Source organism: Methanobacteriaceae archaeon (genome assembly GCA_029219465.1).
In the GTDB taxonomy this organism is placed as follows: Archaea; Methanobacteriota; Methanobacteria; order Methanobacteriales; family Methanobacteriaceae; genus Methanocatella.
In genome coordinates, this window is record JAQXTL010000004.1 from 475,175 (window position 1) to 498,692 (window position 23,518).

The window sequence follows — 23,518 nt, forward strand, 5'->3', positions numbered from 1 at the left end:
AAATGAAAATCAACTTCAGACATGAAATTAATGGAGTTAAAGTAATTACTGCTATTGCACAGGATGCAAAAACAAATCAGATTTTAATGCTTGCAAACATGAACAAAGAAGCATTAATCAAAACCATTAAAACAAAAAAAGCACATTATTGGAGCACCTCCAGAAACCAGTTATGGCTTAAAGGAGAAAGCTCAGGGCATTTCCAGGAAGTTGAAGAAATCCTTATTGACTGTGATATGGACGCTGTTATTTTAAAAATCAACCAAACTGGTGCAGCTTGTCATGAAGGATATATTTCATGCTTCTACAGGAAAATAAACACAGAAAATGAAGTTGATATTGAAGATTTAAAAGATGAAGATTTAGAAGTCATTTTAGAAAGACTTGTAAACCCGGAAGACGTGTATTAAAATGAATTGTATAATACCAGACACAAGTGCTGTTATTATCGGTGCAATAAGCGAAATAATTGAAACAGAGGATATTGACTATCCGGAAATTATTGTACCTGAAGCAGTTGTTTGTGAACTTGAACACCAGGCCAATGCTAATAGATCAGAAGGAATAAGAGGCCTAAAGGAATTACAAAAATTACAACAACTCCAGTACGAAGGAGAATTGTCTATTAGCTTTAAGGGAAGAAGACCAACAAATTATGACATCAAATACGCTAAAAGCGGTGAAATTGACAGCATAATTAGAGATTTAGCAAGAAGTGAAATGGGAACCTTACTTACAAATGATAAAGTACAGGCTGAAACTGCAAAAGCACAGGGGATTCCCGTTTACTTTTTTAAACAACAATATAAGGAAAAACCACTTTCAATTGAAAAATTCTTTGATGAAGACACAATGTCCATTCATTTAAAAGAAAATATTGTTCCAATGGCTAAAAAAGGAACACCAGGACATGTAAACTTCGAAGTATTAAGTGAAAAACGCTATTCATACAAAGAGCTTAAGAAAATTGTTGATGAAATCCTTGATAAAGCAAAAAGTGATCCTAAAACCTATCTTGAAAGTGAAAAAGAAGGTTCATTTGTTGTTCAGTCAAGAGAATACAGAATTTCAATTGCTTACCCTCCATTTTCTGAAGCTTTGGAAATTACAATCGTAAGACCTGTTGCAAACATCAGCCTTGATGAATATAACTTATCTGAAAAGCTATTAAACAGAATTCAAACAAGCGCTGAAGGAATTTTAATCTCCGGATCTCCTGGTGCAGGTAAATCAACATTTGTACAGGCTATTGCAAATTATTACTCTTCAAAATTAAATAAGATTGTAAAAACAATGGAATCTCCAAGAGATTTACAACTTCCAGATGAAATTACTCAATATGCACCACTAGAAGGAAATATGGAAAACACAGCAGACGTGCTATTGCTTGTAAGACCAGATTATACAATTTACGATGAGCTTAGAAAAAACAGTGACTTTAATATCTTTGCTGATATGAGATTAGCAGGTGTTGGAATGATTGGTGTTGTACATGCAACACGTCCAATTGATGCAATTCAGAGAATTTCATCCAGAGTAGAGCTTGGTGTAATCCCATCAATCGTTGATACAAGTATCTACATTGAAAATGGTAAAGTTACAAGTGTTTATGAAACAAAAATGACTGTTAAAGTTCCAACAGGAATGAAAGAAGCAGATCTTGCAAGACCAGTAATTGAAGTAAGAGACTTTGAAACTGGCGAGCTTAAAAACGAAATCTACACCTATGGTGAGCAAACCATCGTAATGGACATGGATTTAGTAAACGGTACTGCTGAAGGAGAAAGAAGAAAAACTTCTGTTGAAAAGATTGCAGAAAAAGAAATCTTAAGAAAAGTAAGAAAATTACTTCCAAAGAAAGCTAAAGTTGATGTGGAAGTTACTTCTCCTGAAAGAGCAAACATTTACATTCCTGAAGAATTTATTCCAAAAATTATCGGTAAAAACGGTAAAAGAATCGCTGAGATTGAAGAAAACATTGGAATAAGTCTTGGTGTTGAAGTAATTGAAACAAAACCAGTTAGCAAAGCACCAATTGAAGTGGACATTATCCATACCAATAAACAGTTGATTTTGGACTTGGGCCGTGAAAAAGGAAGAAAAAACTTTGATGTTTACATAGCTGGAGAATACTTACTTACCGCTACAACTTCCAAAAAAGGAGAAATAAAAATTAAAAAAGGAATAGAATTATCTGATTTCATTATTGAAGCTATTGAAATGGGATTAGAAATTAGCGCTATTCAAAAAATGTGATATTATGAAAATCGGAGCATCAACCCTTGCAGGAATTGAAAATGATTTAGAAGAAACTTTAGAATTTATTGAAAACTTAGGATTGGATTATGCAGAACTTGTACATCAGTTTCCATGTGAAAACATAGATGCTGAAGTATTGGAAAACTACAATTTAAAATATTCCATCCACGCACCATTTATTGATGTTAATATCGCAAGTGTGCAGGATAAAAGTAGAATAAATTCAGTAGACCAAATTAAATCATCAATAGATTTAGCAAATAAAATTGATGCTGAGTGTGTTGTAGTCCATCCTGGACTAACTTCCTTTTTACCAAACAAATACTTTAAAAATGAAGTAACCAATTTTGCAAATGAATCTATGATAGAACTTGGAAGATATGCCGAGGACTTAGGAGTGCTTGCAACTTTTGAAAACATGCCTTCATTTAATACAATGATTTATGACAATATGGAAGAATTAAATGAATTTTTAGTTTCAAATGATTTGTTTATGACACTTGATATCGGTCATGCTATGCATTCTGGATATGGCGCAGATGAAATGTATTTTGATTGCATTAAACACGTACATATCCACGATAATTTTGGTGATGATGATGCACACCTTACTTTAGGTGAAGGCACTATTGATTTAAACACTATAGTCAATACTTTAGAGAAGAATAATTATGATGGCATCTACATCATTGAAGTAAATAACTATGATTCTATCAAAAAAAGTTATGAATATATGAAAAAGAACTTCTAGAGAAGTCTTTTTTCCTTAATTTCTTTTTCAAAATAAAGATATTTAGAATCAATTACCTTTCTAATATCTTCAGCTATTTTTTTACCAATACCTTCTACTTCCTGAAGCTCACTTTCACTTGCATTAATAATTTTTCCAACACTTCCAAAGTGAGATAATAAGTTTTTAGCATTAACAGGACCAATATTAGGCAGAGATTCTACAATAAACAACTGCTGCTCCAACATACTCACTGGTTTTTTATCTGTTCTAATTTGAATTGGAGCTCTTTCATCGTTTTGTTCACGAACAGCTATTCTTTTAATCATAGCTGCAGTATCCTGAGCATTTCTTGTTGGAATAATACTAATACCAAAATCAATTGCAATAGAAGCCAATGATCCACGAATAGCATTTGGATTAACCATACCACCATACAAGTCATCCCCTTCAAGAATAAGTAGTGGACGTTTAAATTCCTCAGATAACTCACGAGCCTGCTTGAATAACCTTTTATCAATTATTGAATCAACAAAATCTTTTGTTGTTTTTCTCTCAATAGCTACTTCATCACTAACCTGATAGTCTGCAACAGCCATAGAATGAACTTTAACATCCATTTCCATTTCAGTTAAGTGTCTGATAACTTTGGAATTACCCTCACGAGAGTCAGCATAAACAATAGGGAAGTTATTTTCTTTTTTAGGTCTTTCAATTACCTTGACATGTTTTTCATTTTCCATTCTCTCAACTGCAGAGGCATTTAACTCTTTTAAAACGTCAGCATCAATTAACTGATTTTTCATACGACTTTCTTTATTGATACTTGACCAGTAGTATCCTTCATCTCTTGTTCCTTTAGTAATCAATACTTTAACATGCCCTGTTCTTTTACGACCGGTTCTTCCACGTCTCTGAATCATACGAACCTCAGAAGGAACTGGTTCATATAATACAACCAAATCAACAGCAGGAATATCAATACCTTCCTCAGCTACACTTGTAGAGATTAAAACATCATATTCTCCTTTTTTGAATGATTTGATAATAGCTTTTTGTTCTTTTTGAGTTAAACCTTTCTCACCGTCTTTAGCAGCCTGTCCGAAAAATTTAACTGATTTGATTCCTTCTTTTTCAAGTTTTTGATGAATCATCTCAAGAGTATCACGATATTGTGTAAATACCATGATTTTAGAAGAGTTTTTATCTTCCTTATCTTCAAAACGATTAGTAGTTAATTTAACCTGACCATCACGCTGACCTAACTCTTTTTTAATGATATTAGTAATTTCACGTAATTTTGGATGTTCCAAACCATTTTTCTCAGCAATTCTTGCTAATTTAACTGCTCTTCCAAAATTATCATCCCACATTAATGATTTAGCAGCTTTGGTTTGCTTTTTTCTCAATCTTGCAACATACTTATTGAATGTTACAACACCCTGGGTTTCAATTAATTCCTGAGCATGCTGAACATTAATAACAGCACTTAAAATTGAAATAGCCTGGAATAATTCCTTGTCAGGGTTTGTAGATCTTGCAATTTCACCCTGAATTCTTCCTCTTGCTTTTAGAATATCCAGTTTACCAACAGAAACTGTTTTAATAACACCCATATTCTTTAAAGCTTTAAGTCTCATTTTCAAAGCTTTATCTACAAATAATTTGATTTTTTCAAGCTCACGGCTCATTTCGATTTTAACCCAGTCAATTTCCACAGGATTAAAATACGGCCTTACATCAGCATCATCTTCGCTTTTAACAACAATATTTTGTATGTATAAATTCTCACAGACTTCCTTAATCTTGAATTTATCAGACCCTGGAGAAGCTGTAAGTGCTAAAATAAGATTGAATTTGGATTCCTGAACATAACGGGAAGCTAAATATACATAAGAATAAGATCCAACACCATGGTGACATTCATCAAATACCACTAATGAGACACTGCTTAAATCATAACGTCCATTAAGCAAGTCTGATTCAACAGTTTGAGGTGTTGCACAAATTATTCTTGACTCTTCCCATCTTTTTACTCTTTCTTCAGGTTTAATAGCTCCAGTTATTGAGGTACATGGCAAATTAATAAATTCCTTAAAACTGGATTCATGTTGTATAGCTAATGGTTTTGAAGGTGCTAAAACCAATATTTTTGAATTTTTAACCTTTTGCAATCTGTCAGCAGCCACTAAAATAGCTACAATTGTTTTACCTAATGCAGTTGGTGCAACAACCATAGTATTTCCTTTTTTTAAAACATCAGCTGCAAGAACCTGTTGATATAACCTTGATTCGATTGCATTTTCCTTTAATAAAGGATGAGAAATATAACTAGCCATAATAACCATTACCTAAACCCTAATCATTACCATATTACTTTTTAATATTTATAAAATGTTTAGAAAGAGCATTTGAAAAGTAATTCATAAAAAAAATAAAATTATAATTCAAAAATAACATTTTTGAATTTAGTTGCAGCTTCACCAATTGCGACTACTACATCACAATCAAGGTTTAAAGCTTTTTTAATACCGTCTTTAACTTCTTCTTCAGAAGCCCCTAAAGTTCCAGTTTTTTCAAAATCGCTAATATGGTTTAAGAATATTCTGTCATTTAATTCAGAGTTTTCTTTAAGCTGTTCAAATGCAGCAATTTGTGATGAAACAGATGCTGGCACGATGAATTTTGAATATTTTAAAACACTGTTGAAAATGCCTGTATCTCCAACTTTTCCAGATTCTGATGAAACAGTAATTACAGTTGTAAAATCACCATATAACTTTTTAAATTCTTTTAAAACTGTTTCAACTCCTGCGGGATTGTGAGCATAGTCAACAAATATTGTTTTACCATCAACAGTTGCAACTTCTTCCATTCTTCCGCTTACACCTGAAAAACTTGCAATTGAAGGTAAAATTTTATCATATGGTAAATTAAGGAATTTATGAGCTGCAATAATGACTCCAGTAATATTATATACATTGTGAAGTCCATCAACGTTCATTTTGACTGTTAATTTTTCACTTGGTGTGTGTAAATCAAAGGTTCTGTTTTTAAGATCAATGTTTGTTGCAATATAGTCGACCTGTGGAGTTGTTAGGCCACATTTACAAAAGTAGTATCCACAGCCTGAAATTATTTCTTTAACAGCTATTTCATTGCCACATACACATTCTTTCATTCCAACAGACTCGGGAAGTTCGTCAACACCAAATGTGATTACTTCACCTTTAAAGTCCATATCTCTTATAAGACCCATAATTGTAGGATCTTGTCCGTTTACAATTAACTGGCCAAAATCTAACTCAGAGATAAATTCTCCTTTAACATTAGCATAATCCTTGAAACTTCCAAGGTCATTTAAGTGATCTGGAGTAATATTTGTAATTAAACCGCCAGACATTCCAGTATCTCTAACTATTCTTCCAATAGTTCCTGGAATACCAAATGTTCCAACTTCAAGTATTCCAACATCCCCATCTAATCTTGATTGAAGAATTGGAATAAACTCTGCATTACCCTGCATTCCTTCCAAATCATGTTCACATGGTTTAATTCCATTATCATAAGCTATTTTTTTAAGTAAAGTTGTGGTTGTTGTTTTACCGTTAGTACCAGTAATTCCAAAAACCGGTTTTTCGGACTTGAGTTTTTCAATAACGTCATATAATTCAAAAATAGGTTTATCGAATTTTTTAAATATTGCAGCATCTTTAGGTAGGCTTGCCGGAGGAATTATATAATCTGCTTTTTCAAAAAATTCCTCAGGAGCTTCTCCATAGAATACTTCAATATCATAACCTTCTAGTGCTTTAGCAAACCGGCAATCCTCTTTAGAGGACAAGTCATTTCCAATTACATTATATCCTCTTTGTTTGAGAATTCTTGCTATTAAATTTCCGTTTGCTCCACAAACACCAATAATTCCGAAGGTTTTATTTTTATTCATACTTTTTACTTCCTATTTCAAGTCCTTTAGTAATTTTATCAACAGTAGTAAGTCTGTCATATGCTATAAGTGGTCCCATGTGTAAGATAATATCTCCAGGTTTTGAATATTTGAATGTTAATTCTGCTGCTTTTTCAATTGTCTCAACAGCTACTTTTTCTATGTTTGGATTTGTTATAGCATCCAAGATTTCATGTGCAGCTTCCATTTCCACACATTGTGTCACTTCATTAAATCCACTAGCTATAACAACTTTAAGGTCATATTCACTTACTAATTGACCAACTTCAGCTTTATCCCTTACAGATAATGTGTCAAAGTGATCCAAGAACAATACAACACTTTCATCTTTAAAGTAATCTAAAGTTATCTTCATTCCATCATATAAGAATGCAGAATCTAAAATAACTTTTCTTCCATTATAATCACCAACATCTTCCATGTGTGCTGGTAATCCTTTAAATTCTGTTAATGCATCAATAACATCTGATTTGTCAACCCCGTAGGTTAATGCAATAGCAGATGCTCCAACTGAGTTTTCAAAGAAATAACTCATCATATTAAATGGTGTTGTAAATTCTTCGTCTTTAGATTTTATAGTTAATGATTTATCTCCCACTACACCTTTAAAGTCAACATCTTCATCAAGTGCATAGAATATTGCATCATCACGAACAGTTTCAATGATATCGCGACAGGAATTGTTTGAGATGAAAGTTTCACTCATAGCCTGAAGCACTAATTTACGTTGCTGATATTTTTCAAGAGAACCGCCAAATTCAGATAAGTGATCTTCTGCAACATTAGTTAAAAGACCAATTTTAATATCTAATTTGTTTAAAAGTCCTATTGTACCATGAGGAAGTTCAAAAATTGCAATATCACATTCATTTACCTTACCTTTTACAATACCGTCAATAATAGCTTCTGAAACTAAATTGTTTACAAGAGAAGAACAGGACCAGACTTTATATCCTGCCTGTTTAAATAAACTGGTTGTAATAAAAGTAGTTGTGGTTTTTCCCATAGTACCAGTAATTCCAATAATATCAACAGGAATCAAATCATTTACTATTTTAGAAAATTCTTCATTGGTTAAAATTTTTAAGTCAGACTCGGCAATTTTTTGAGCAATTGGAGCGCTTTTAGGTAAAGTAGGTGGCATATAAACAGCATCAAATCCATCTACAGACGGATTTTTGTTAGCCATATCTAAGGTAACTCCTTCTTTTTCCATTTCAATTAAACTTCTTTGAAACTCGATTTTAAATTCAGAAATATCTTTTAAATCAGTTACAACAACATCATGTCCCAAATGATTTAATAATCTTGCGACAGGCCTACTTGCATTACCTGCACCAACAACTAAATAATTCATAAAATAGTCTTCCTCAATAATTTATTAGTATAATATATGCATCTTATTAAATTTAAGATTTTTTAAAAAAAAAAATTATTAGAAAATTTATTCAAACTGAATTAAATTTTCTACGTCATTATAGACAACATCAAGTCCGCACATTGACGGAACGTAGTTTGCTGCTTTTGCTGAGTTTACACCAATCACTTCGAAGCCCATTTCTTCAATAGGAGCTACAACCATACAGGTATCACATACTACGTTTCCACCTGCTTGTTCGATGATTTTTGTATAACCCATTCTGTCAGCGGTTGCCTTTACGCTTACGGATGTACAAATCCATAATTTATTTTTAATAGTTTTTCCTTGGACAATGTCAGCTACTTGTTTAATTTCATCAAGAGATGCATGAGGACATCCTAAACAAATCAAATCAGGTACTTTATCTGTAGTAGATAATTTTTGGCGAGTTTCATCGATTTGACTTCTGGAAACAAACATAATATCTTCAACATCATCTTTTCCAGCTTTTTTATGCTCTGGAGTTACATCTTCCATATGGTATAAAGCAACAGATCCAGAGGACGCAAGTGCTGCACCTAAGGTTTTTAAGTCATTGTTGTCTGGAGTATTTTTCAAAGTGAAATATGGAACTCCTCCACCAACAAATTTACCAATAATGTAACCTAGTGCACCAAAATCAGCACCGGAAATTTCACAATCAACATTAACAATTAAATTAGCTTTCCTGTTTTGTTCTAAGTGGAAACCATATAATGGAGTTTTACCAACAATAGCTGCTGCTAATGCTGCAGGACCTCCTTCACGATTGGTTCTAGCACCTATAACTGAATTAACAAATGCTACAGCAGATGATTCAGACCATGATACATGATCTTCAAATCTTGGAACATTACCGACCAAATAAGGTGTACAGGTACATGTTTTGTAGATTCCAAGATTTGCATAAGCATCTACAATCTGATTTTGCTTAACAGCAAATTCTTCTGGAAAACCTAATTCTTTCCAATTATCCAAATCAGTTCCCGGAGGGTTTAAAGATGCATTAATAGTAGCTTTTGCAGAACCATCACGAGCCAAATCTTCGAGATATTCTAAACCTGCATCTCCAATTGTTTTATATGAAACTCCAGATACTTGTGCGGAAGTAATGTCAACTAATTTAGAAGCACCATAGATATCTCCTAAAGCAACTAAAATATCCATACTTTTTCTAATAGTTTCTCCAAACTCCCCATCACACATTTGTTCTTCTTTTTTTGTTAAAAACATATTAATCATTAATTAATTGATATTCAACCATCTCATCAACTAAGTGTAGGAAATTATCTTTAAATTCATAAGGAATCATAGCACCTGCTGCGATGTCATGACCTCCACCACTGCCCCCGAAGTTGTTTGAAGAGTCCTGTAAGGCTCTGCCTAAGTTAACTCCTCTTTCAACCATTTCACGAGTGGTTCTACCGGAGATTTTAATATCCTTATGGAGTCTTGAAAGACCTATTACTGGTTTTGAGTCGTCCAATAACTCAACTGATAAACCAATACTTGCAATAGTACCCATTACAGATTTTAATACTTTATCTTCTGAGTATAAGTATTGAATACTGTTGAGTTGTTCTGCACCCTGTTTTTTAATCCATTCTAAACCTTTAACGATTTGATCACGGTATTGGCGTTGTAATTTTAAAGCAGCATCAAGTGCTTGTTCACGCTCGCCAATTGCAATACTTAAACCAAGACCTGGTTTTTTGTTTTTACCACATGCATCGAGAATGTATGAGTATTCTTCTAAATCACGTAGCAAAGGCACTTCTTTTGGTACAACATAACAGTCCCCAAAGATATCTGGATTAATAGAAACAAGAGCTTCTTTTAATAAATCCTTTTCTTCATCTTCCAAATCTGTGAATTTAATTCCGTAAGATAAGTTCATACGTTCTAAAAATTCACGAGCACCATCAAAGTCTCCACTTATTTTAGGAAGAGGTGGTGAAAAAGTATAAGCTAAGGATTTGTATATTGGTTCTGATGCTTGAGAAACAGTTTTTAATCCTTCATGGATTTCTAAAGTTCCACTTTCAAGAGCATCCTGAACGATTAATTTATTTACACCTGTAAAGCCGTTTTGACCTTGCATATCACCGAATGCACCAATCAATGCAAAATAAGCCAAATGTTTTTTATCCATTTCACGGATTGTTAAATAACTTGAACCTGCACCGCATAAATCCTTACTTCCGTCAATTCCAAATAAGTGAGGATTTAAATGAACAACATTACTTTCTGCTTCGGTGTCATCTGGTTGATGGTGGTCTGCTACGATTACGTCATGCTTGTAGGTGTTAAATTCTTTAATAAAAGAACTTCCCATGTCTGAAAATATGAATAAATCATATTTTTCATGCCTTAACTGATTTACAATGTCTTCTTTAAGACGAGGGATGATTGTTGTATGGAATTGAACATCCTCCTCAGCAAGAGCGTTAGCTAATACTGCTGCAGATGAAATTCCATCAGCATCGTTATGAGAAATTATTCTTATAACATCATCCTTTTCGATATGCTCCTGGAGCATATCAGTTGCTTCACTAGCCCTATTTAACAAGGAGTGCTGCTTCTTTTGGATTATATCTCCATCCTTCAGGTAATGCACCTTCACTTACGTAGTAAGATGCTAATCTTCTGATTCTAGATTCGATGATAGTTAAACCTCTTTTAGAGTGTAAATCTTTAGGATTTTCTTCTAAGTGGTCTCTGATGTTAACAGCTCTTTTGATTAAGTTTAATAAGTCTTCTGGGTATTGTCCAGCTTGATCATTTCTTTTTAAGATTTGGGTGATTCTTTCACCGGTAACATCTTTAACGGAAGGGATTCCGTATTGGTCTCTTAATACGATACCGATTTCGGAAGTACTTTTACCTTCTTTGTTGAATTTTAAAATCATTTCTTCAATTTCTTCATTACTGTAAGTTACCCATTCTGGTCTTGCCATAATATTACCTCTTTAATATTTTTAAATAAGCCCAATAAGTATTAATTTAAAATCTTTTAGAAAATCTAAGCTATTCTTGACTAGAATACCATTTTATAAATTGTTCTAAAGAATTTTTTCTATGTGAAAATTGGTTTTTTTCATCAGTTGTAAGTTCTCCAAATGTTTTATCTAATTCAGGAACATAGAAAATAGGATCAAAAGCAAAACCTAAATCTCCTTTTTCTTCAACTGCGATTTCTCCTGACACCTTGCCTAAAAAGATCTTGGGCTCAGAATTGGGGGCACAGTACCCAATAACTGACCTGAATTCGGCATAACGGTCATCAGTATCTGCTAATAACTTTAAAATTCCTTGGTTTCCTAAAGTATCTTGAACATAATGTGAATATGTTCCAGGAAATCCTTTTAAAGCTTTAATGAATAAACCAGCATCTTCAACAATCACAGGTTTATCAAGTTTACGACTAGCATATTTTGCGCCTGACATAGCTACCTCTTCAAGAGTTCCTTGAAGTTCATCATAGCCTAAGTCAATATGCTCTAATGAAATGTCATAATCTTTGAAAATATTCTCTGCTTCTTTAACTTTATGTTCGTTACCAGTAATAAATGTTATCATATTTTAAAATATGAGTTCATTTTTTTATATAGTTAATCCAAAAAATTAGTGAGTATATCTTCCACGAGATTCAATCTCAGATATTTTCTTAACTATATTTTTATTACCATAACCTTCCAATACACAATCAAAGTATTTTAATGCTAAATTATAATCAATACTTTGAAGAGATTTCTTTAAAACCAATAAATCAACTGCTTTATCTTCATCAAGTTGAGAGTATCTTCCAAGACCAAAATCAATAAAGACTAATTTGTCATCCTGAAGCATCATATTTGATGATGTGATATCTCCGTGTATGATATTTGCAGCGTGAAGTTTAGCTATTTCTTCACCCATTTTAAATGCCAAATCTTCATTTATGACATCTTTAACCATTTTACCTTCGATTTCTTCCATTAAAATGGATTTTTCATTTAAATTAACGTCATATAAAACAGGAGTTTTAACACCAGCACGTTTTGCATCAGACAATAGCTTTGCTTCTTCTTTGGTTCTTGCTTTTCTAATCTTATTGTCAATTTCAGGAATCCTGTATCCTTTAGCAACTCTGTCTTTTAAAACAGCTTTTTCGCCCAAATAGCTGCTTTTAACTATGTTGGATTCGGCTCCTTTTGCAATTAAATCATCACTTAATTTCAAGTATGTTTTTGAATTGTCAATCCATGGAATATCAACTTCATCGGTTCTGAATTTTTGAATAATTCCTGTTTGAGATAAATCCATTGGTCCAAACTCTTTACACATTAAAAGCCCAAGCCATGCAATCATTACACCATTATCGCCGCAAAGCTTCATCTCTGGCATGTAGAATTTAGCTCCGTGCTCTTCAGACATTGTTTTAAGCATTTGTCTTAATCTTGAGTTAGCAGAAACTCCCCCACAAAGCATAACTTCATCTTTTTGAGTGTGTGAAAGTGCACGTTCTGTTACCTCAACAAGCATGGAAAATGCAGTTTCCTGAAGTGAAAAACATATATCTTCCATTGGAGTTCCTTTTTCAGCTTCTCTAAGTGCTGCAGACAATAAACCTGAAAATGAAAAGTCCATTCCTTTTACAACATAAGGTAAATCAATATAGGAACCTTTTTTAGCCAATTTTTCAACTACAGGACCTCCAGGATGACCTAAACCTGTTTCACGGCCAAAATGATCAAGACAGTTTCCAATAGCTATATCTAAAGTTTCACCAAAAATTCTGTATCTTCCACTTTCATATGCAATTACCTGACTGTTTCCACCACTTACATAAAGAGAAACAGGATTAACTGCACCAGTATCAAGTTTTCCAACTTCAACATGACCAATACAGTGATTTACACCAATGATTGGTTTTTTAAGTGAAAGTGCAAGACTACGAGCAGAAGTTGCAACAATTCTTAATGCAGGACCTAAACCCGGACCCTGTGCAAAAGAAATTAAGTCAATATCATCATAGGAAAGTCCAGATTCGTCAATTGCCTGTGAGATTAATTTAGGAATCCATTCTGCATGATGTTCAGCAGCCATTCTTGGGTGAATACCTCCTTCTTCTGGAAACAACTGATTTCCAGCCATAGCTAAAATATTCCCGTCACTATCAACAATACCTACACCAGTTTTTTCTGCAGTTCCTTCAATTCCTAAACTTATCAAAATTATCAACTTGAAAAATTAATTATTTAATATATTGTTCTTTTTATTATTAAATAATTTTTAATTAGAAAACAACATAACAAACATTTTAAATTTAAATTAACATAAACTATGATTATGGGATTTTATAGCGCTAATACTCCAGAAGAAAAAAGAGTAAAAAAATTAACCGGAGATATTAACATCAGCGATATGTTCAAAAATGAATGTGAAACCCGTGGAATTCCTATTTATAATGCTTATAATATTCAAAAAAGATTATTGCACGAGGTAGAACAAGAACAGCTTCACGGTGTTAAAGAAGTAGATGACAGATTAATGGAATTACTTGATGAGAGAGGAAAAAATAAAGTAACTCACAGATATGTGGACTATATATCAAATGAAGATAGTGCATCTAGAGGAGTAATCCCTCCAAAAGCATCTGAGACTTCACTTCCTCCAAGAGATCAAATTAAAATTCCACCAAGAGCAAGAGATGCAAAACAGTTCCCTAATGATGATGAATTGCCTGAAAGAGAATTGTTAAAGAAAATCATGCTCCAGAATAAAAAGATTATTAATCAAAATAAATTAATTTTAGAACAGTTGAAAAAATTAGGTGAAAAAGATGATTGATGGAATAACAACTTACGGTTCAACTGACCTTATAGAAAAGTTACAAAAATGTGATGATCCAGTATTTTTACTTACAATAGGAACCACTGACACATCAACAATCCCTGATATTTCAGGAGCTGGCGCAACACCGGAATTAACAGTTTATACTCCGGCAGCAGATGCGGAATTTTTGGTTTTAGGAGAAGTTCACTGTACACAAACAGCTGCAGAAACAGTTGTTGACGGAGCAGCTGCACCAACACCTGCAAGACTTACAAAAGCTTCACTTCAGCTTTCAGAAATTCCTTTTGTTATTATTGATGCAGGTTCCAAAATTAAAGCTGACGTTTCATACTACAGTTTTGGAAAAGAACACGGTAGAGACATAAGAACTGGTAAAGGTATCGTAAACCCATTGGAAATTATTGAAAACGGGAAAGATTTAGGAGCAGAATTGTCAAACAGACATGAAATGCTCATTATTGGTGAAAGTATACCTGCAGGAACAACAACTGCATTAGGAGTATTAAAAGCATTAGGCTATGAAGCAAATGAAAAAGTTAGTGGAAGTATGCCACACAACCCACATGACCTTAAATCAAAAGTTGTTGATGAAGGATTGAAAAATGCAGGAATAACCCCTGGAGAAGCTGATGCTATACAAGCTATTGGTGCTGTGGGAGATCCAACAATTCCGGCTATTGCAGGTCTTGTTTTAGGTTCAGATATTCCTATTATCTTAGCAGGTGGAACACAAATGGCAGCAACATGTGCTGTTATTAAAGCATTAGAACCAAACTTTGACTTTTCAAGAATTAACTTAGCAACTACTGTATTTGTCGCAACTGATGAAACTGCTGATTTATTTGGAATTTTAAAACAAATTGATGATGACATTACAGTAAATGTTGTAGATCCTAGATTTGAAGAATCTGAAAACGAAGGATTGAAAAATTACTTAACAGGATTTGTTAAAGAAGGAGCTGGAGCTGGAGGCGCTATGTTTACAGCACTTGTTTTAGGAAGTTCTGTTGAAGAATTAAGAAAAAAAATAGAAAAAGTATGTGAATAGAGATTATTAATCTCTATCTTTTTTAATTTTAGAATATGTGGCAAATTGAGCCCATAAATACTATAATACCCATCAACCAGCAGTAATATGCGAAGATATCCAAACTTCTGTTTTTAATTAAGTCTAACATCCATTTGATAGCCATATAACCTGCAATTATTGAAACAATAAAACCAATGAAAATTGGTAAGAAGTTTACATCCATTGCAGAACCAATATCTTTTAATTGGAAAACAAAAGCTCCACATATTGCCGGAATAGATAATATGAAACTGAACTTAGCTGCAAATTCTTTTTCAAGACCAAATGTTAACCCCGCAGCTATTGTAGTTCCGGAACGGGAAAGCCCCGGCATAATTGCACATGCTTGACCTAATCCCATAATAAGAGCTTCTCTTTTGGAAATATTATTCATGTCAATTTTTCCACTGTTCATTCTTTGAGACAAGTAGAGGATAGTACCTGTTACAAAAAGGAAAAATGCTGGAACGTAAAGAGCTCCTGCGAATAATGATTCAACTGCATCATCGAATAATACTCCAACAAGTCCGACAGGAATAGTAGCTAAAATAACATACCAAGCAAGTCTTTTATAAGGATCTGCGTAGAACCCTTGCATAAATCTACCTTGTAACAAATCACCGATACTTAACCACCAGGAACGAATCATTTTTATAATATCCCAACGGAAGAACCATAACACTGCAATTAATGTTCCTAAGTGGAGTAAAACATCAAAAGCAAGGGAACTTTCAACACCCAAAATGTTATGGGCAAACACTAAGTGTGCTGAACTACTTACTGGTAAAAATTCAGTTAATCCCTGAACAATACCAATTATAATTGCTTGTAGTATGTCCATTATACTCACCTAAACGTATGCTAACCAGCCGTATTTGTCTTCTACTTTACCTTCTACAATGTCAAAGAAGGTTTTTTGAACTTTTTCAGAGATTGGTCCTCTTCTACCAGCACCAATGATTTTGCGGTCAACTGAACGGATTGGAGTTACTTCAGCTGCAGTACCAGTAAAGAACATTTCATCAGCAAAGTATAATCTTTCTCTGGAAATAACTTCTTCAGATACTTCGTAACCTAAATCACGTGCGATAGTCATCATAGAGTCTCTTGTAATACCTCTGAGGTTAGATGATGCCATTGAAGGAGTGATTAATTTTTCACCTTCAACGATGAATATGTTTTCTCCAGTACCTTCAGATACATGACCTTGGTAGTCAAGCATAATAGCTTCGTCAAATCCGTTTTCAATAGCCTCTGTTTTAGCTAATTGAGAGTTCATATAGTTTGCACCAGCTTTTGCAAGAGTTGGGAAAGTATCAGGTGCAGGTTTTCTCCATGAGGAAACACCGACATCTACACCGTTTGCCATTCCTTCTTCTCCTAAGTAAGATCCCCATTCCCAAGCAGCAATAACTACATTAACAGGACAACTTGAAGCATCTACACCTAATTGTCCGTATCCTTTGAATACTACAGGACGGATGTAACATGAATCTAAATCATTTACACGGATTGTTTCTAAGATTGCTTCTTCAATTTCTTTATGTGTGAATGGAATTTCCATTTTGTAAACTTTTGCAGAATCAAATAAACGTTTAACGTGTTCTTCTAATCTGAATACTGCAACACCTGTTTCATTTTTGTATGCGCGAATTCCTTCGAAAACACTTGTACCGTAGTGGACTACATGAGAAAGAACATGAATTTTTGCATCTGCCCAATCAACCATGTCGCCATCTACCCATATTTTTTCAGCTGAGTCATCCCATGCCATTTTTTATCACCTTATAATTTATTTTTTAAATGATTATATTATACAAATTTGTAATTACTCCATATTAATAATTTACTTTATTGAATATAATTCATTTTTATGAAAAAACGAAAAGTATATATAGTAATAAATTCATAATATTGTTTGTTGGTTCCGTGGTCTAGTGGTATGATACCTCCCTTACAAGGAGGGGATCACGAGTTCGAATCTCGTCGGAACCACTATCTTGATTTTTTTTAGAATTTTTTTCAATATTAGTCAATTTTTTCGTTCTTTTTTTGAAAGATTATACAATTTTCATTCCTAACAGTCAATCTTATAAAAAATTTTTAAAAAAATGACCAGTTGAATATTTTTTTACTATAAGAACTAATAGATTGAACAATTTTTAACGAAATATGTATTATACTGATTAAAAACAACAAATAATAAAATTTAAATAGTTTTCTAACAATAATTAGTATTATCAAAAAGGGGGAAATTTATTATGGTAGTTAAAATAGCTATTATTAAAAGTGGAAATATTGGTACCTCACCAGTAATTGACTTATTGTTAGACGAAAGAGCAGACAGACCAAATATCGATGTAAGAACTTTTGGATCTGGAGCAAAAATGGGACCTGAACAAGTAGAAGACGTCGTTCCTAAAATAGACGCATTCGAACCAGATTTCGCAATCTTCATCAGCCCAAACCCAGGAGCACCTGGACCTGCTAAAGCAAGAGAAATGTTATCTGAAAAAGACATTCCTGCAATCATCATTGGTGACGCACCTGGTAAAGGTAAAAAAGATGAAATGGACGAACAAGGCTTAGGTTACATTATTGTTATGTCCGACCCAATGATTGGTGCAAAAAGAGAATGGTTAGACCCAACTGAAATGGCTATTTTCAATGCAGATATTTTAAAAGTATTAGCTGAAACCGGAGCATTAAGATTAGTACAAAAAACTATTGATGCTGTTATCGAACAAGCTGACTCTGGTGCAGAAATTGAATTACCAAAACTCATTGTTACTGCTGAAAAAGCTGTAGAAGCAGCAGGATTCGCAAACCCATACGCAAAAGCAAAAGCTATCGCAGCATACGAAATGGCTGGCGCAGTTGCAAACTTAGACATGAAAGGTTGTTTCATGACCAAAGGTTTCGAAAACTTCATCCCATTAGTAGCAGCTGCTCACGAAATGGCTGCATGTGCTGCTAACTTAGCTCAAGAAGCAAGAGAAATCGAAAAATCTAATGATACTGTTTTAAGAACTCCTCACATGAAAGAAGGAAACTTAGGTTCTAAAACAGACTTAATCTCAAAACCAGAATAAGTAGTATAACACTACTTTTCTTTTTTTACTTTTTTTACAATTAACAACTATTAACTGAACTTTTTTTAAAAAAATAGAAAAGAAAATTAAAAGTAATTTTCTTTGATTATAAATTTGATTCTTTTATTCCAGAGTCTGTTAATATTTCTTTAGCCTGATTATCTGTTAAATCAAAGTGATAGAAATTACTGTAAAACTCTTTGGTTGTGTTTACAAGATTTAAATCTTTATATTCTTCAGGATAGATAACTTTAGCAGCCCATAGAAGACCCATAATCATATTAGCTCCAACAGGATTGTCAAACCATTTGAATGGGAATTGTGGAGTTACATAAACTTCCTTATTTTTAACTGCTTTTAGTAAAGCCCAGTTTGAGTTATTGTATACACTGTAATAAAAGTCAATATCATTGGTAATTATAACATCAGGGTCCCATTTGATTATCTGTTCAATTGAAACCTGAACTCCAGAAGAAGCATTAGTCTGATTTAGAGAATCTGCAACATTTTTACCACCTACATAATCAATTAACTGACTATGTGATATACCGGAAGGATATGTTTTCAATCCATCAGGACCATTAGCATAATAAATAGTTTTCTTATTATCATCAGATAACTTGGATGACTTTTCTTTAGCCGTGTTCATGTATTTATTGTTGAAATCTATAAGCTGTTTTGCTTTATCGCTTGCACCCAATAGCTCACCGACAAATGAAATCGGCTTATCTATAGTAGTAAGGTTACTTGTATCACCAACTGCTACTACAGGAATTGATCCCATTTTTTCCTGGCGTTCATTTATAACACCAAGATCAGCATTTCCCTGTTTATCAAAAGTAGATTCAAGTATAATATCTGGCTTTGCAGCTATAAATTCTTCATAACTTCCGTCCTGTTTACCATACCATCCTCCAACAGCAGGTAAATCTGAATATTTGGAAGGAACATATTGTGATTCGTTTTCGCTCCACTGATTGTTAAGTGCCTTTACTTTATCCGGAGCAACCATATATGCAACCATTGTCATAGACGGTGAAGTAGATATAACACTACCCACATCATTTGGAATTGTAACAGTTCTGTTTGCCATATCAGTAATATTTTTAGAGCCATCAGTCTCAATAGATGACGAAGACATAAATACTTGAGTTGCAACACCCATTACAACCAAAATAACTAACATCAAAATTATTATTTTATTTCTCTTATTCATCACGAAAAACCCCTATTTTCGATGAGAATATATTTTCATGATGATGTTAAAAAAAGTTTCTAAATAGTTATGCAAACCTAAAATAAAAAAAGAGTAACTAAAAGCTATAAAACGCCTTTAGTAGATGGAATTTGATCATGTTCAACTTTAATTGCATCTTTAATAGCTTTTGCAAATGCTTTAAAGATTGCTTCAGCCTTATGGTGATCGTTAACTCCTTCAACAGTGCCATAAATATTTAATTTAGCAGCACTTGCAAATGATTCAAAGAAATGAATTACAATATCTGAAGTCATATCTCCAATTTTTTCATTTTTGAATTTTAAATCCATATTACAATAGCTGCGTCCACTAATATCTATAGCCACAGTTGCAACTGATTCATCCATTGGGACAATAGCATGTGCCATTCTTCTGATACCTTTTTTGTCACCAATAGTATTACTAAATGCTTCACCAAGCAATATTCCAACATCTTCAATTGTATGGTGATCATCTATTTCAATATCCCCACTTGCCTGAACATCCAAATCTATCATACTATGTTTTGAAAATGATTCTAACATGTGATTGAAAAAATTCACACCGGTTGAAATATTGTATTTACCAGTACCGTCAAGATCCATTTTGATAGTGATATCTGTCTCAGATGTCTTTCTTGAAACATTTGTATTTCTAGTCATAATCTAACCTATAAAATAATTAATTTAAGCTACAATAATTTGGATAGTTTAACCATTACGATCAATAATAATGCACTGTGTAGGGCATTCCATTGCACATAAGGTACAAACGTGACAATATCTTAAATCCAATATATGTGCAACGTCACTAATCTTCCAAATTTTAGCAGATTTAGGACAAATCTCAGCACATTTTCCACAAGCAATACATTTTTCTTCGTCGACTAAAATTTGTAACAATTCAATCTCTCCATATAATTATAATTTTAATGTTGCAACAGACATTGCTTTAAATCCTACGTAAACTTCAGAACCAATATTAAGATTCAATTCTTTTTCAGCAGAAACTGTAATATCAGAACATAAAACAACGCCACCAACATCGATTTTAACACGAATGATTTCGTTTTTAAGTCTCATTTCAACAATTTGGCCTTTTAATACGTTACGAATACTTGAAGATTGAGGTTCTAACATTAAAAAGATATTATCGTAACTAATTAAAGCTAAAATTTTATCTCCTAACTCATAATTCCTATTTAAAGGAGCATTAATTTCAAATTGATTCATTTTAATGGTCATTACACCTTTTTCAAGATTAACATCCACAATTTCAGCTTCAATTTCATTAACATCTTTGTGAAGTTCCATAATTGCATTAATCTTTTTACATTCTTTTAAAATGGAATAACCATCATCGGTAAGAGATGTTCCTCCACCTCCACCTTTTCCTCCTTTTGTAGTATTAACAATCTTTACATCAAGAGCCATTTCCATTTTTTCAATATAATTTAATGCAGTCCTATAAGAAACTTTAATTTCTTTAGCAGCCTTTGTTAGAGAACCATAATCTAAAATAGACTGTAATAACTGATATTTTTTATTATCTAATAAAAATAAGTTATTATTTACATTAATTTTATATTCCACACCTGCCTTTACATCAGCCATTATAATCCCCCGAAAATATAATAATTCTATTATATTTTATATAATTAAAATAATTTTTGATTAAATTATTCTTTAAATTCAACTTTTTCGATGAAATTAATTACTTTATTAATTAATTTAGACAAAGGTCCGAATTTATCTGCAAGTCTTCTTAAACTTTCAATATCATCTTTTTGGAAAAATTTAACCAATATTAAAGCTATGAAATAAACAATAATACATGCAAATATTCCTGGGAACAAGAATAAAGTAGTTTTTGGAATAAAGTATGCGAAAATACCCATGATTAATGAAGCAAGTAAAATCTTAATTATCGGAACAGACGGAGCTTTAGTATTTGTTAATCTAAATACACAAATAACACATGGAATCATCATTAAAAGACAAGCTACACTGGTAGCTAGAGCTCCACCAGCAATTCCAAGAGTTGGAACCATAATCCAGTTTAATACACCAGTAACTATTGCACCAAAAATTAAAATATACATTGGAATTCTCGGATTTCCAATACCTTGAATAATACTAGTTGAAATTGCAAATATTGAATAGAATGTCATTCCCAATGACAAAATAGCTAAAGCACTAGCCCCTGCAACATAAGCTGGGTTTTTAAAGTAAAGAACCCCTAAAGTTGGTGCTGAAAATAGAGCAAGTCCTACACACATTGGTACAACAAACAATAATGAAAACTTATACGCATCAGAAACATACTTTTGAAGCAAGTTTGTATCTTTTAACTTGAATGCTTCTGAGGAAGCCGGTAAAATTGTAGTAGCAATTGAAATAGATATTATCAAAGGAAGTCTTGCAATAGGATCTGCTGCTGCAAAAAATCCAATATCATCGAAAGTCAAGAATCTACCCATTACAATTGTACAGATGTTATAAATAAGCATCTCAGCAATAGCAGTTACAATTACAGGAATAGAAAATTTAACCAAAGTTGTAGCTAACTTTAATTCGTCACGTCTTGTGAAAACAAAGTCTTCACTAGGTTTTGGTATTAAATCGCCCATACGGTATTTGAAAATATAGACTGCTGCAACTACAGATAATGAATATCCAATAACAGTACCCCATAAAGCACCAATTGTGGAAAAACCAATTAAAACAAAAGCAGTTGCAAATAAAATCATACCCAATTGTTCTACAGCACGAGTGTATACGATATACTCCATCTTATAGACACCCTGGAATGCACCTCTAAAAGCACCTACAATTACACTAAATGGAGCAATAAGTCCTACAATTTGTAAAGGAACTAATGCAACAGGTTTTTGCAAATAATTATAAGCAAGATAAGGAGCAACAACAAAAATCATTAGCGCTCCAAAGAATAAACCTAAAAAGACCATAATCTTTAAGGCCGTATAAATAGTCTGTCGGGCCATATCCTTTTCGTCAACAGCCTCGTATTCGGCAACATATTTAGCAATAGCCGGAGGAAGTCCACCAGCAGATAAAGTCTGGAAAATTCCCTGAAATGGCAATGTAATTCCTAAAATACCATATGCAGTAGGTCCAAGTAAAATTGCCATTAAAAAACGGTAGATATAACCACCGATACGGAAAATTACATTTCCTATTAGAATTATCAGACTACCTCTAACTAATTTATTCCCCATAATATTACCTTAAAATTATCTATTATTAATATAACTCAATTTTAATATTTAAATATACTTATTTAAAAAATTTTCAAATTCTATTAACGTTCTGTTTAATGACTCCATTCCATAAGAATCATTTTTAATATCATCTAGAGAATCATTTGACCAGAATGAAGCTCCAAGATTAGATCCAAAAGGACCGCCACTAACAGGAATAATTCCATGAATCATAAAATATGTGATATTTTTCAAATGAGCAAAGTCCTGTCCACCAGTCCTATCTCCTCCAACAGCAATACTCATTCCAATTTTTCCTCTTAAAATGTTATAGTCAATAGCTTCTAAAGCTCTAGTTCTGTCCATAATAGCAGATAAATAGCTACTAATACCTCCACTTTGAATTGGAGTTGCAATAACAATTCCATCAGCACTTAAAAGGCCTTCATAAACTTCACTCATGTCATCTTCAATAATACATTTTTTATTCTCAAGACAATAATCACAGTGCATACAGTGTTTAATGTCTTTTGCCTGACAAGAAAACATTTCAGTTTCAAAATTATCTTCTTTTAGTTTATCCATTGCTTTTGACAATACATAATGAGTAGTACTGTTTCTTGGACTTGCGCAAATACCAAAGACTTTCATAAAAATAGTTTATTACAATTAATTAAAATTAATTTCGTTTAAAAAAAAAAAGA

The 23,518-nt window shown here is 32.9% G+C and carries 22 protein-coding genes and 1 tRNA gene; 7 read left to right on the forward strand and 16 right to left on the reverse strand.

Going from position 1 to position 23,518, the window contains the following annotated elements; genetic code table 11:
- The first annotated feature begins 2 nt into the window (after positions 1-2).
- Genes hisI through PUD86_04120 form a run of 3 tightly spaced genes read left to right on the forward strand, consistent with a single transcriptional unit; the run spans position 3 to position 3,010 of the window.
- Positions 3-410 carry a phosphoribosyl-AMP cyclohydrolase gene (gene hisI, locus PUD86_04110; protein MDD6776456.1) on the forward strand — a complete coding sequence of 136 codons (408 nt, stop codon included), beginning with the start codon at positions 3-5 and terminating at the stop codon, positions 408-410.
- Position 411: 1 nt separating this feature from the next.
- On the forward strand, positions 412-2,256 hold the full coding sequence (locus PUD86_04115; protein MDD6776457.1) for a PINc/VapC family ATPase: 1,845 nt from the start codon (positions 412-414) through the stop codon (positions 2,254-2,256).
- Between the two features lie 4 nt (positions 2,257-2,260).
- Positions 2,261-3,010 (forward strand): sugar phosphate isomerase/epimerase, encoded by a 750-nt coding sequence (locus tag PUD86_04120; GenBank protein ID MDD6776458.1) that lies wholly within the window; start codon positions 2,261-2,263, stop codon positions 3,008-3,010.
- On the opposite strand, the gene PUD86_04125 is transcribed toward PUD86_04120, so the two are convergent.
- The 8 genes from PUD86_04125 to PUD86_04160 form a co-directional block, all read right to left on the reverse strand.
- Positions 3,007-5,328 (reverse strand): DEAD/DEAH box helicase, encoded by a 2,322-nt coding sequence (locus PUD86_04125; GenBank protein ID MDD6776459.1) that lies wholly within the window; start codon positions 5,326-5,328, stop codon positions 3,007-3,009. The genes PUD86_04120 and PUD86_04125 overlap by 4 nt on opposite strands.
- Before the next feature lie 101 nt (positions 5,329-5,429).
- Positions 5,430-6,938 (reverse strand): Mur ligase family protein, encoded by a 1,509-nt coding sequence (locus PUD86_04130; GenBank protein MDD6776460.1) that lies wholly within the window; start codon positions 6,936-6,938, stop codon positions 5,430-5,432.
- Positions 6,931-8,316 carry a Mur ligase family protein gene (locus tag PUD86_04135; protein ID MDD6776461.1) on the reverse strand — a complete coding sequence of 462 codons (1,386 nt, stop codon included), beginning with the start codon at positions 8,314-8,316 and terminating at the stop codon, positions 6,931-6,933. The genes PUD86_04130 and PUD86_04135 overlap by 8 nt, the downstream gene beginning before the upstream one ends.
- An 87-nt stretch (positions 8,317-8,403) precedes the next feature.
- A complete protein-coding gene (locus PUD86_04140; GenBank protein ID MDD6776462.1) occupies positions 8,404-9,600 on the reverse strand; it encodes an aconitase X catalytic domain-containing protein in 1,197 nt (398 codons plus the stop codon).
- Positions 9,593-10,927, reverse strand: a complete 1,335-nt coding sequence (locus PUD86_04145; GenBank protein ID MDD6776463.1) for a DHH family phosphoesterase — start codon at positions 10,925-10,927, stop codon at positions 9,593-9,595. The genes PUD86_04140 and PUD86_04145 overlap by 8 nt, the downstream gene beginning before the upstream one ends.
- Positions 10,917-11,315 carry a 30S ribosomal protein S15 gene (locus PUD86_04150; GenBank protein ID MDD6776464.1) on the reverse strand — a complete coding sequence of 133 codons (399 nt, stop codon included), beginning with the start codon at positions 11,313-11,315 and terminating at the stop codon, positions 10,917-10,919. The genes PUD86_04145 and PUD86_04150 overlap by 11 nt, the downstream gene beginning before the upstream one ends.
- Positions 11,316-11,385: 70 nt before the next feature.
- Entirely contained in the window at positions 11,386-11,937 is a 552-nt protein-coding gene (locus PUD86_04155; protein MDD6776465.1) for an XTP/dITP diphosphatase, read from the reverse strand.
- Between the two features lie 45 nt (positions 11,938-11,982).
- Entirely contained in the window at positions 11,983-13,581 is a 1,599-nt protein-coding gene (locus tag PUD86_04160) for a bifunctional N(6)-L-threonylcarbamoyladenine synthase/serine/threonine protein kinase (GenBank protein ID MDD6776466.1), read from the reverse strand.
- Positions 13,582-13,689: 108 nt separating this feature from the next.
- On the opposite strand from PUD86_04160, the gene PUD86_04165 reads away from it, so the two are divergent.
- The gene (locus PUD86_04165; protein ID MDD6776467.1) at positions 13,690-14,190 is read left to right on the forward strand and encodes a hypothetical protein; all 501 of its coding nucleotides are present in this window, start codon (positions 13,690-13,692) and stop codon (positions 14,188-14,190) included.
- Positions 14,183-15,244 (forward strand): TIGR00303 family protein, encoded by a 1,062-nt coding sequence (locus PUD86_04170; GenBank protein MDD6776468.1) that lies wholly within the window; start codon positions 14,183-14,185, stop codon positions 15,242-15,244. The genes PUD86_04165 and PUD86_04170 overlap by 8 nt, the downstream gene beginning before the upstream one ends.
- Positions 15,245-15,272: 28 nt before the next feature.
- Here the strand turns inward: PUD86_04170 and PUD86_04175 are convergent, their stop codons facing one another.
- Both PUD86_04175 and PUD86_04180 read right to left on the reverse strand, forming a co-directional pair.
- Positions 15,273-16,106 carry an undecaprenyl-diphosphate phosphatase gene (locus PUD86_04175; protein MDD6776469.1) on the reverse strand — a complete coding sequence of 278 codons (834 nt, stop codon included), beginning with the start codon at positions 16,104-16,106 and terminating at the stop codon, positions 15,273-15,275.
- Positions 16,107-16,115: 9 nt separating this feature from the next.
- Complete coding sequence (locus PUD86_04180; protein ID MDD6776470.1) at positions 16,116-17,039, reverse strand: branched-chain amino acid transaminase; 924 nt, start codon at positions 17,037-17,039, stop codon at positions 16,116-16,118.
- Between the two features lie 149 nt (positions 17,040-17,188).
- Here PUD86_04180 and PUD86_04185 point away from each other — a divergent pair.
- Together PUD86_04185 and PUD86_04190 are read left to right on the forward strand one after the other, a co-directional pair.
- Positions 17,189-17,260 (forward strand) — tRNA-Val (locus PUD86_04185).
- 266 nt (positions 17,261-17,526) lie between these two features.
- Positions 17,527-18,357, forward strand: coding sequence for a F420-dependent methylenetetrahydromethanopterin dehydrogenase (locus PUD86_04190; GenBank protein MDD6776471.1), 831 nt, complete (start codon positions 17,527-17,529; stop codon positions 18,355-18,357).
- 106 nt (positions 18,358-18,463) lie between these two features.
- Here the strand turns inward: PUD86_04190 and PUD86_04195 are convergent, their stop codons facing one another.
- From PUD86_04195 to PUD86_04220, 6 genes are all read right to left on the reverse strand, one after another.
- Positions 18,464-19,573 carry an ABC transporter substrate-binding protein gene (locus tag PUD86_04195; protein ID MDD6776472.1) on the reverse strand — a complete coding sequence of 370 codons (1,110 nt, stop codon included), beginning with the start codon at positions 19,571-19,573 and terminating at the stop codon, positions 18,464-18,466.
- A gap of 104 nt (positions 19,574-19,677) precedes the next feature.
- Positions 19,678-20,256, reverse strand: a complete 579-nt coding sequence (gene hisB, locus PUD86_04200) for an imidazoleglycerol-phosphate dehydratase HisB (GenBank protein ID MDD6776473.1) — start codon at positions 20,254-20,256, stop codon at positions 19,678-19,680.
- A 48-nt stretch (positions 20,257-20,304) separates the two neighbouring features.
- On the reverse strand, positions 20,305-20,496 hold the full coding sequence (locus PUD86_04205; GenBank protein MDD6776474.1) for a 4Fe-4S binding protein: 192 nt from the start codon (positions 20,494-20,496) through the stop codon (positions 20,305-20,307).
- An 18-nt stretch (positions 20,497-20,514) separates the two neighbouring features.
- Entirely contained in the window at positions 20,515-21,207 is a 693-nt protein-coding gene (locus tag PUD86_04210) for a TOBE domain-containing protein (protein MDD6776475.1), read from the reverse strand.
- A 65-nt stretch (positions 21,208-21,272) separates the two neighbouring features.
- Positions 21,273-22,832, reverse strand: a complete 1,560-nt coding sequence (locus PUD86_04215; GenBank protein MDD6776476.1) for a flippase — start codon at positions 22,830-22,832, stop codon at positions 21,273-21,275.
- Between the two features lie 48 nt (positions 22,833-22,880).
- Positions 22,881-23,465, reverse strand: coding sequence for a flavodoxin family protein (locus tag PUD86_04220; protein ID MDD6776477.1), 585 nt, complete (start codon positions 23,463-23,465; stop codon positions 22,881-22,883).
- Positions 23,466-23,518: the final 53 nt, after the last annotated feature.

Coding starts and splice junctions, on each gene's coding strand:
- hisI (MDD6776456.1), top strand. CDS start 3: ATGAAAATCAACTTCAGACATGAAATTAATGGAGTTAAAGTAATTACT.
- PUD86_04115 (MDD6776457.1), top strand. CDS start 412: ATGAATTGTATAATACCAGACACAAGTGCTGTTATTATCGGTGCAATA.
- PUD86_04120 (MDD6776458.1), top strand. CDS start 2,261: ATGAAAATCGGAGCATCAACCCTTGCAGGAATTGAAAATGATTTAGAA.
- PUD86_04125 (MDD6776459.1), bottom strand. CDS start 5,328: ATGGCTAGTTATATTTCTCATCCTTTATTAAAGGAAAATGCAATCGAA.
- PUD86_04130 (MDD6776460.1), bottom strand. CDS start 6,938: ATGAATAAAAATAAAACCTTCGGAATTATTGGTGTTTGTGGAGCAAAC.
- PUD86_04135 (MDD6776461.1), bottom strand. CDS start 8,316: ATGAATTATTTAGTTGTTGGTGCAGGTAATGCAAGTAGGCCTGTCGCA.
- PUD86_04140 (MDD6776462.1), bottom strand. CDS start 9,600: ATGATTAATATGTTTTTAACAAAAAAAGAAGAACAAATGTGTGATGGG.
- PUD86_04150 (MDD6776464.1), bottom strand. CDS start 11,315: ATGGCAAGACCAGAATGGGTAACTTACAGTAATGAAGAAATTGAAGAA.
- PUD86_04155 (MDD6776465.1), bottom strand. CDS start 11,937: ATGATAACATTTATTACTGGTAACGAACATAAAGTTAAAGAAGCAGAG.
- PUD86_04165 (MDD6776467.1), top strand. CDS start 13,690: ATGGGATTTTATAGCGCTAATACTCCAGAAGAAAAAAGAGTAAAAAAA.
- PUD86_04170 (MDD6776468.1), top strand. CDS start 14,183: ATGATTGATGGAATAACAACTTACGGTTCAACTGACCTTATAGAAAAG.
- PUD86_04175 (MDD6776469.1), bottom strand. CDS start 16,106: ATGGACATACTACAAGCAATTATAATTGGTATTGTTCAGGGATTAACT.
- PUD86_04180 (MDD6776470.1), bottom strand. CDS start 17,039: ATGGCATGGGATGACTCAGCTGAAAAAATATGGGTAGATGGCGACATG.
- PUD86_04190 (MDD6776471.1), top strand. CDS start 17,527: ATGGTAGTTAAAATAGCTATTATTAAAAGTGGAAATATTGGTACCTCA.
- PUD86_04195 (MDD6776472.1), bottom strand. CDS start 19,573: ATGAATAAGAGAAATAAAATAATAATTTTGATGTTAGTTATTTTGGTT.
- hisB (MDD6776473.1), bottom strand. CDS start 20,256: ATGACTAGAAATACAAATGTTTCAAGAAAGACATCTGAGACAGATATC.
- PUD86_04210 (MDD6776475.1), bottom strand. CDS start 21,207: ATGGCTGATGTAAAGGCAGGTGTGGAATATAAAATTAATGTAAATAAT.
- PUD86_04215 (MDD6776476.1), bottom strand. CDS start 22,832: ATGGGGAATAAATTAGTTAGAGGTAGTCTGATAATTCTAATAGGAAAT.
- PUD86_04220 (MDD6776477.1), bottom strand. CDS start 23,465: ATGAAAGTCTTTGGTATTTGCGCAAGTCCAAGAAACAGTACTACTCAT.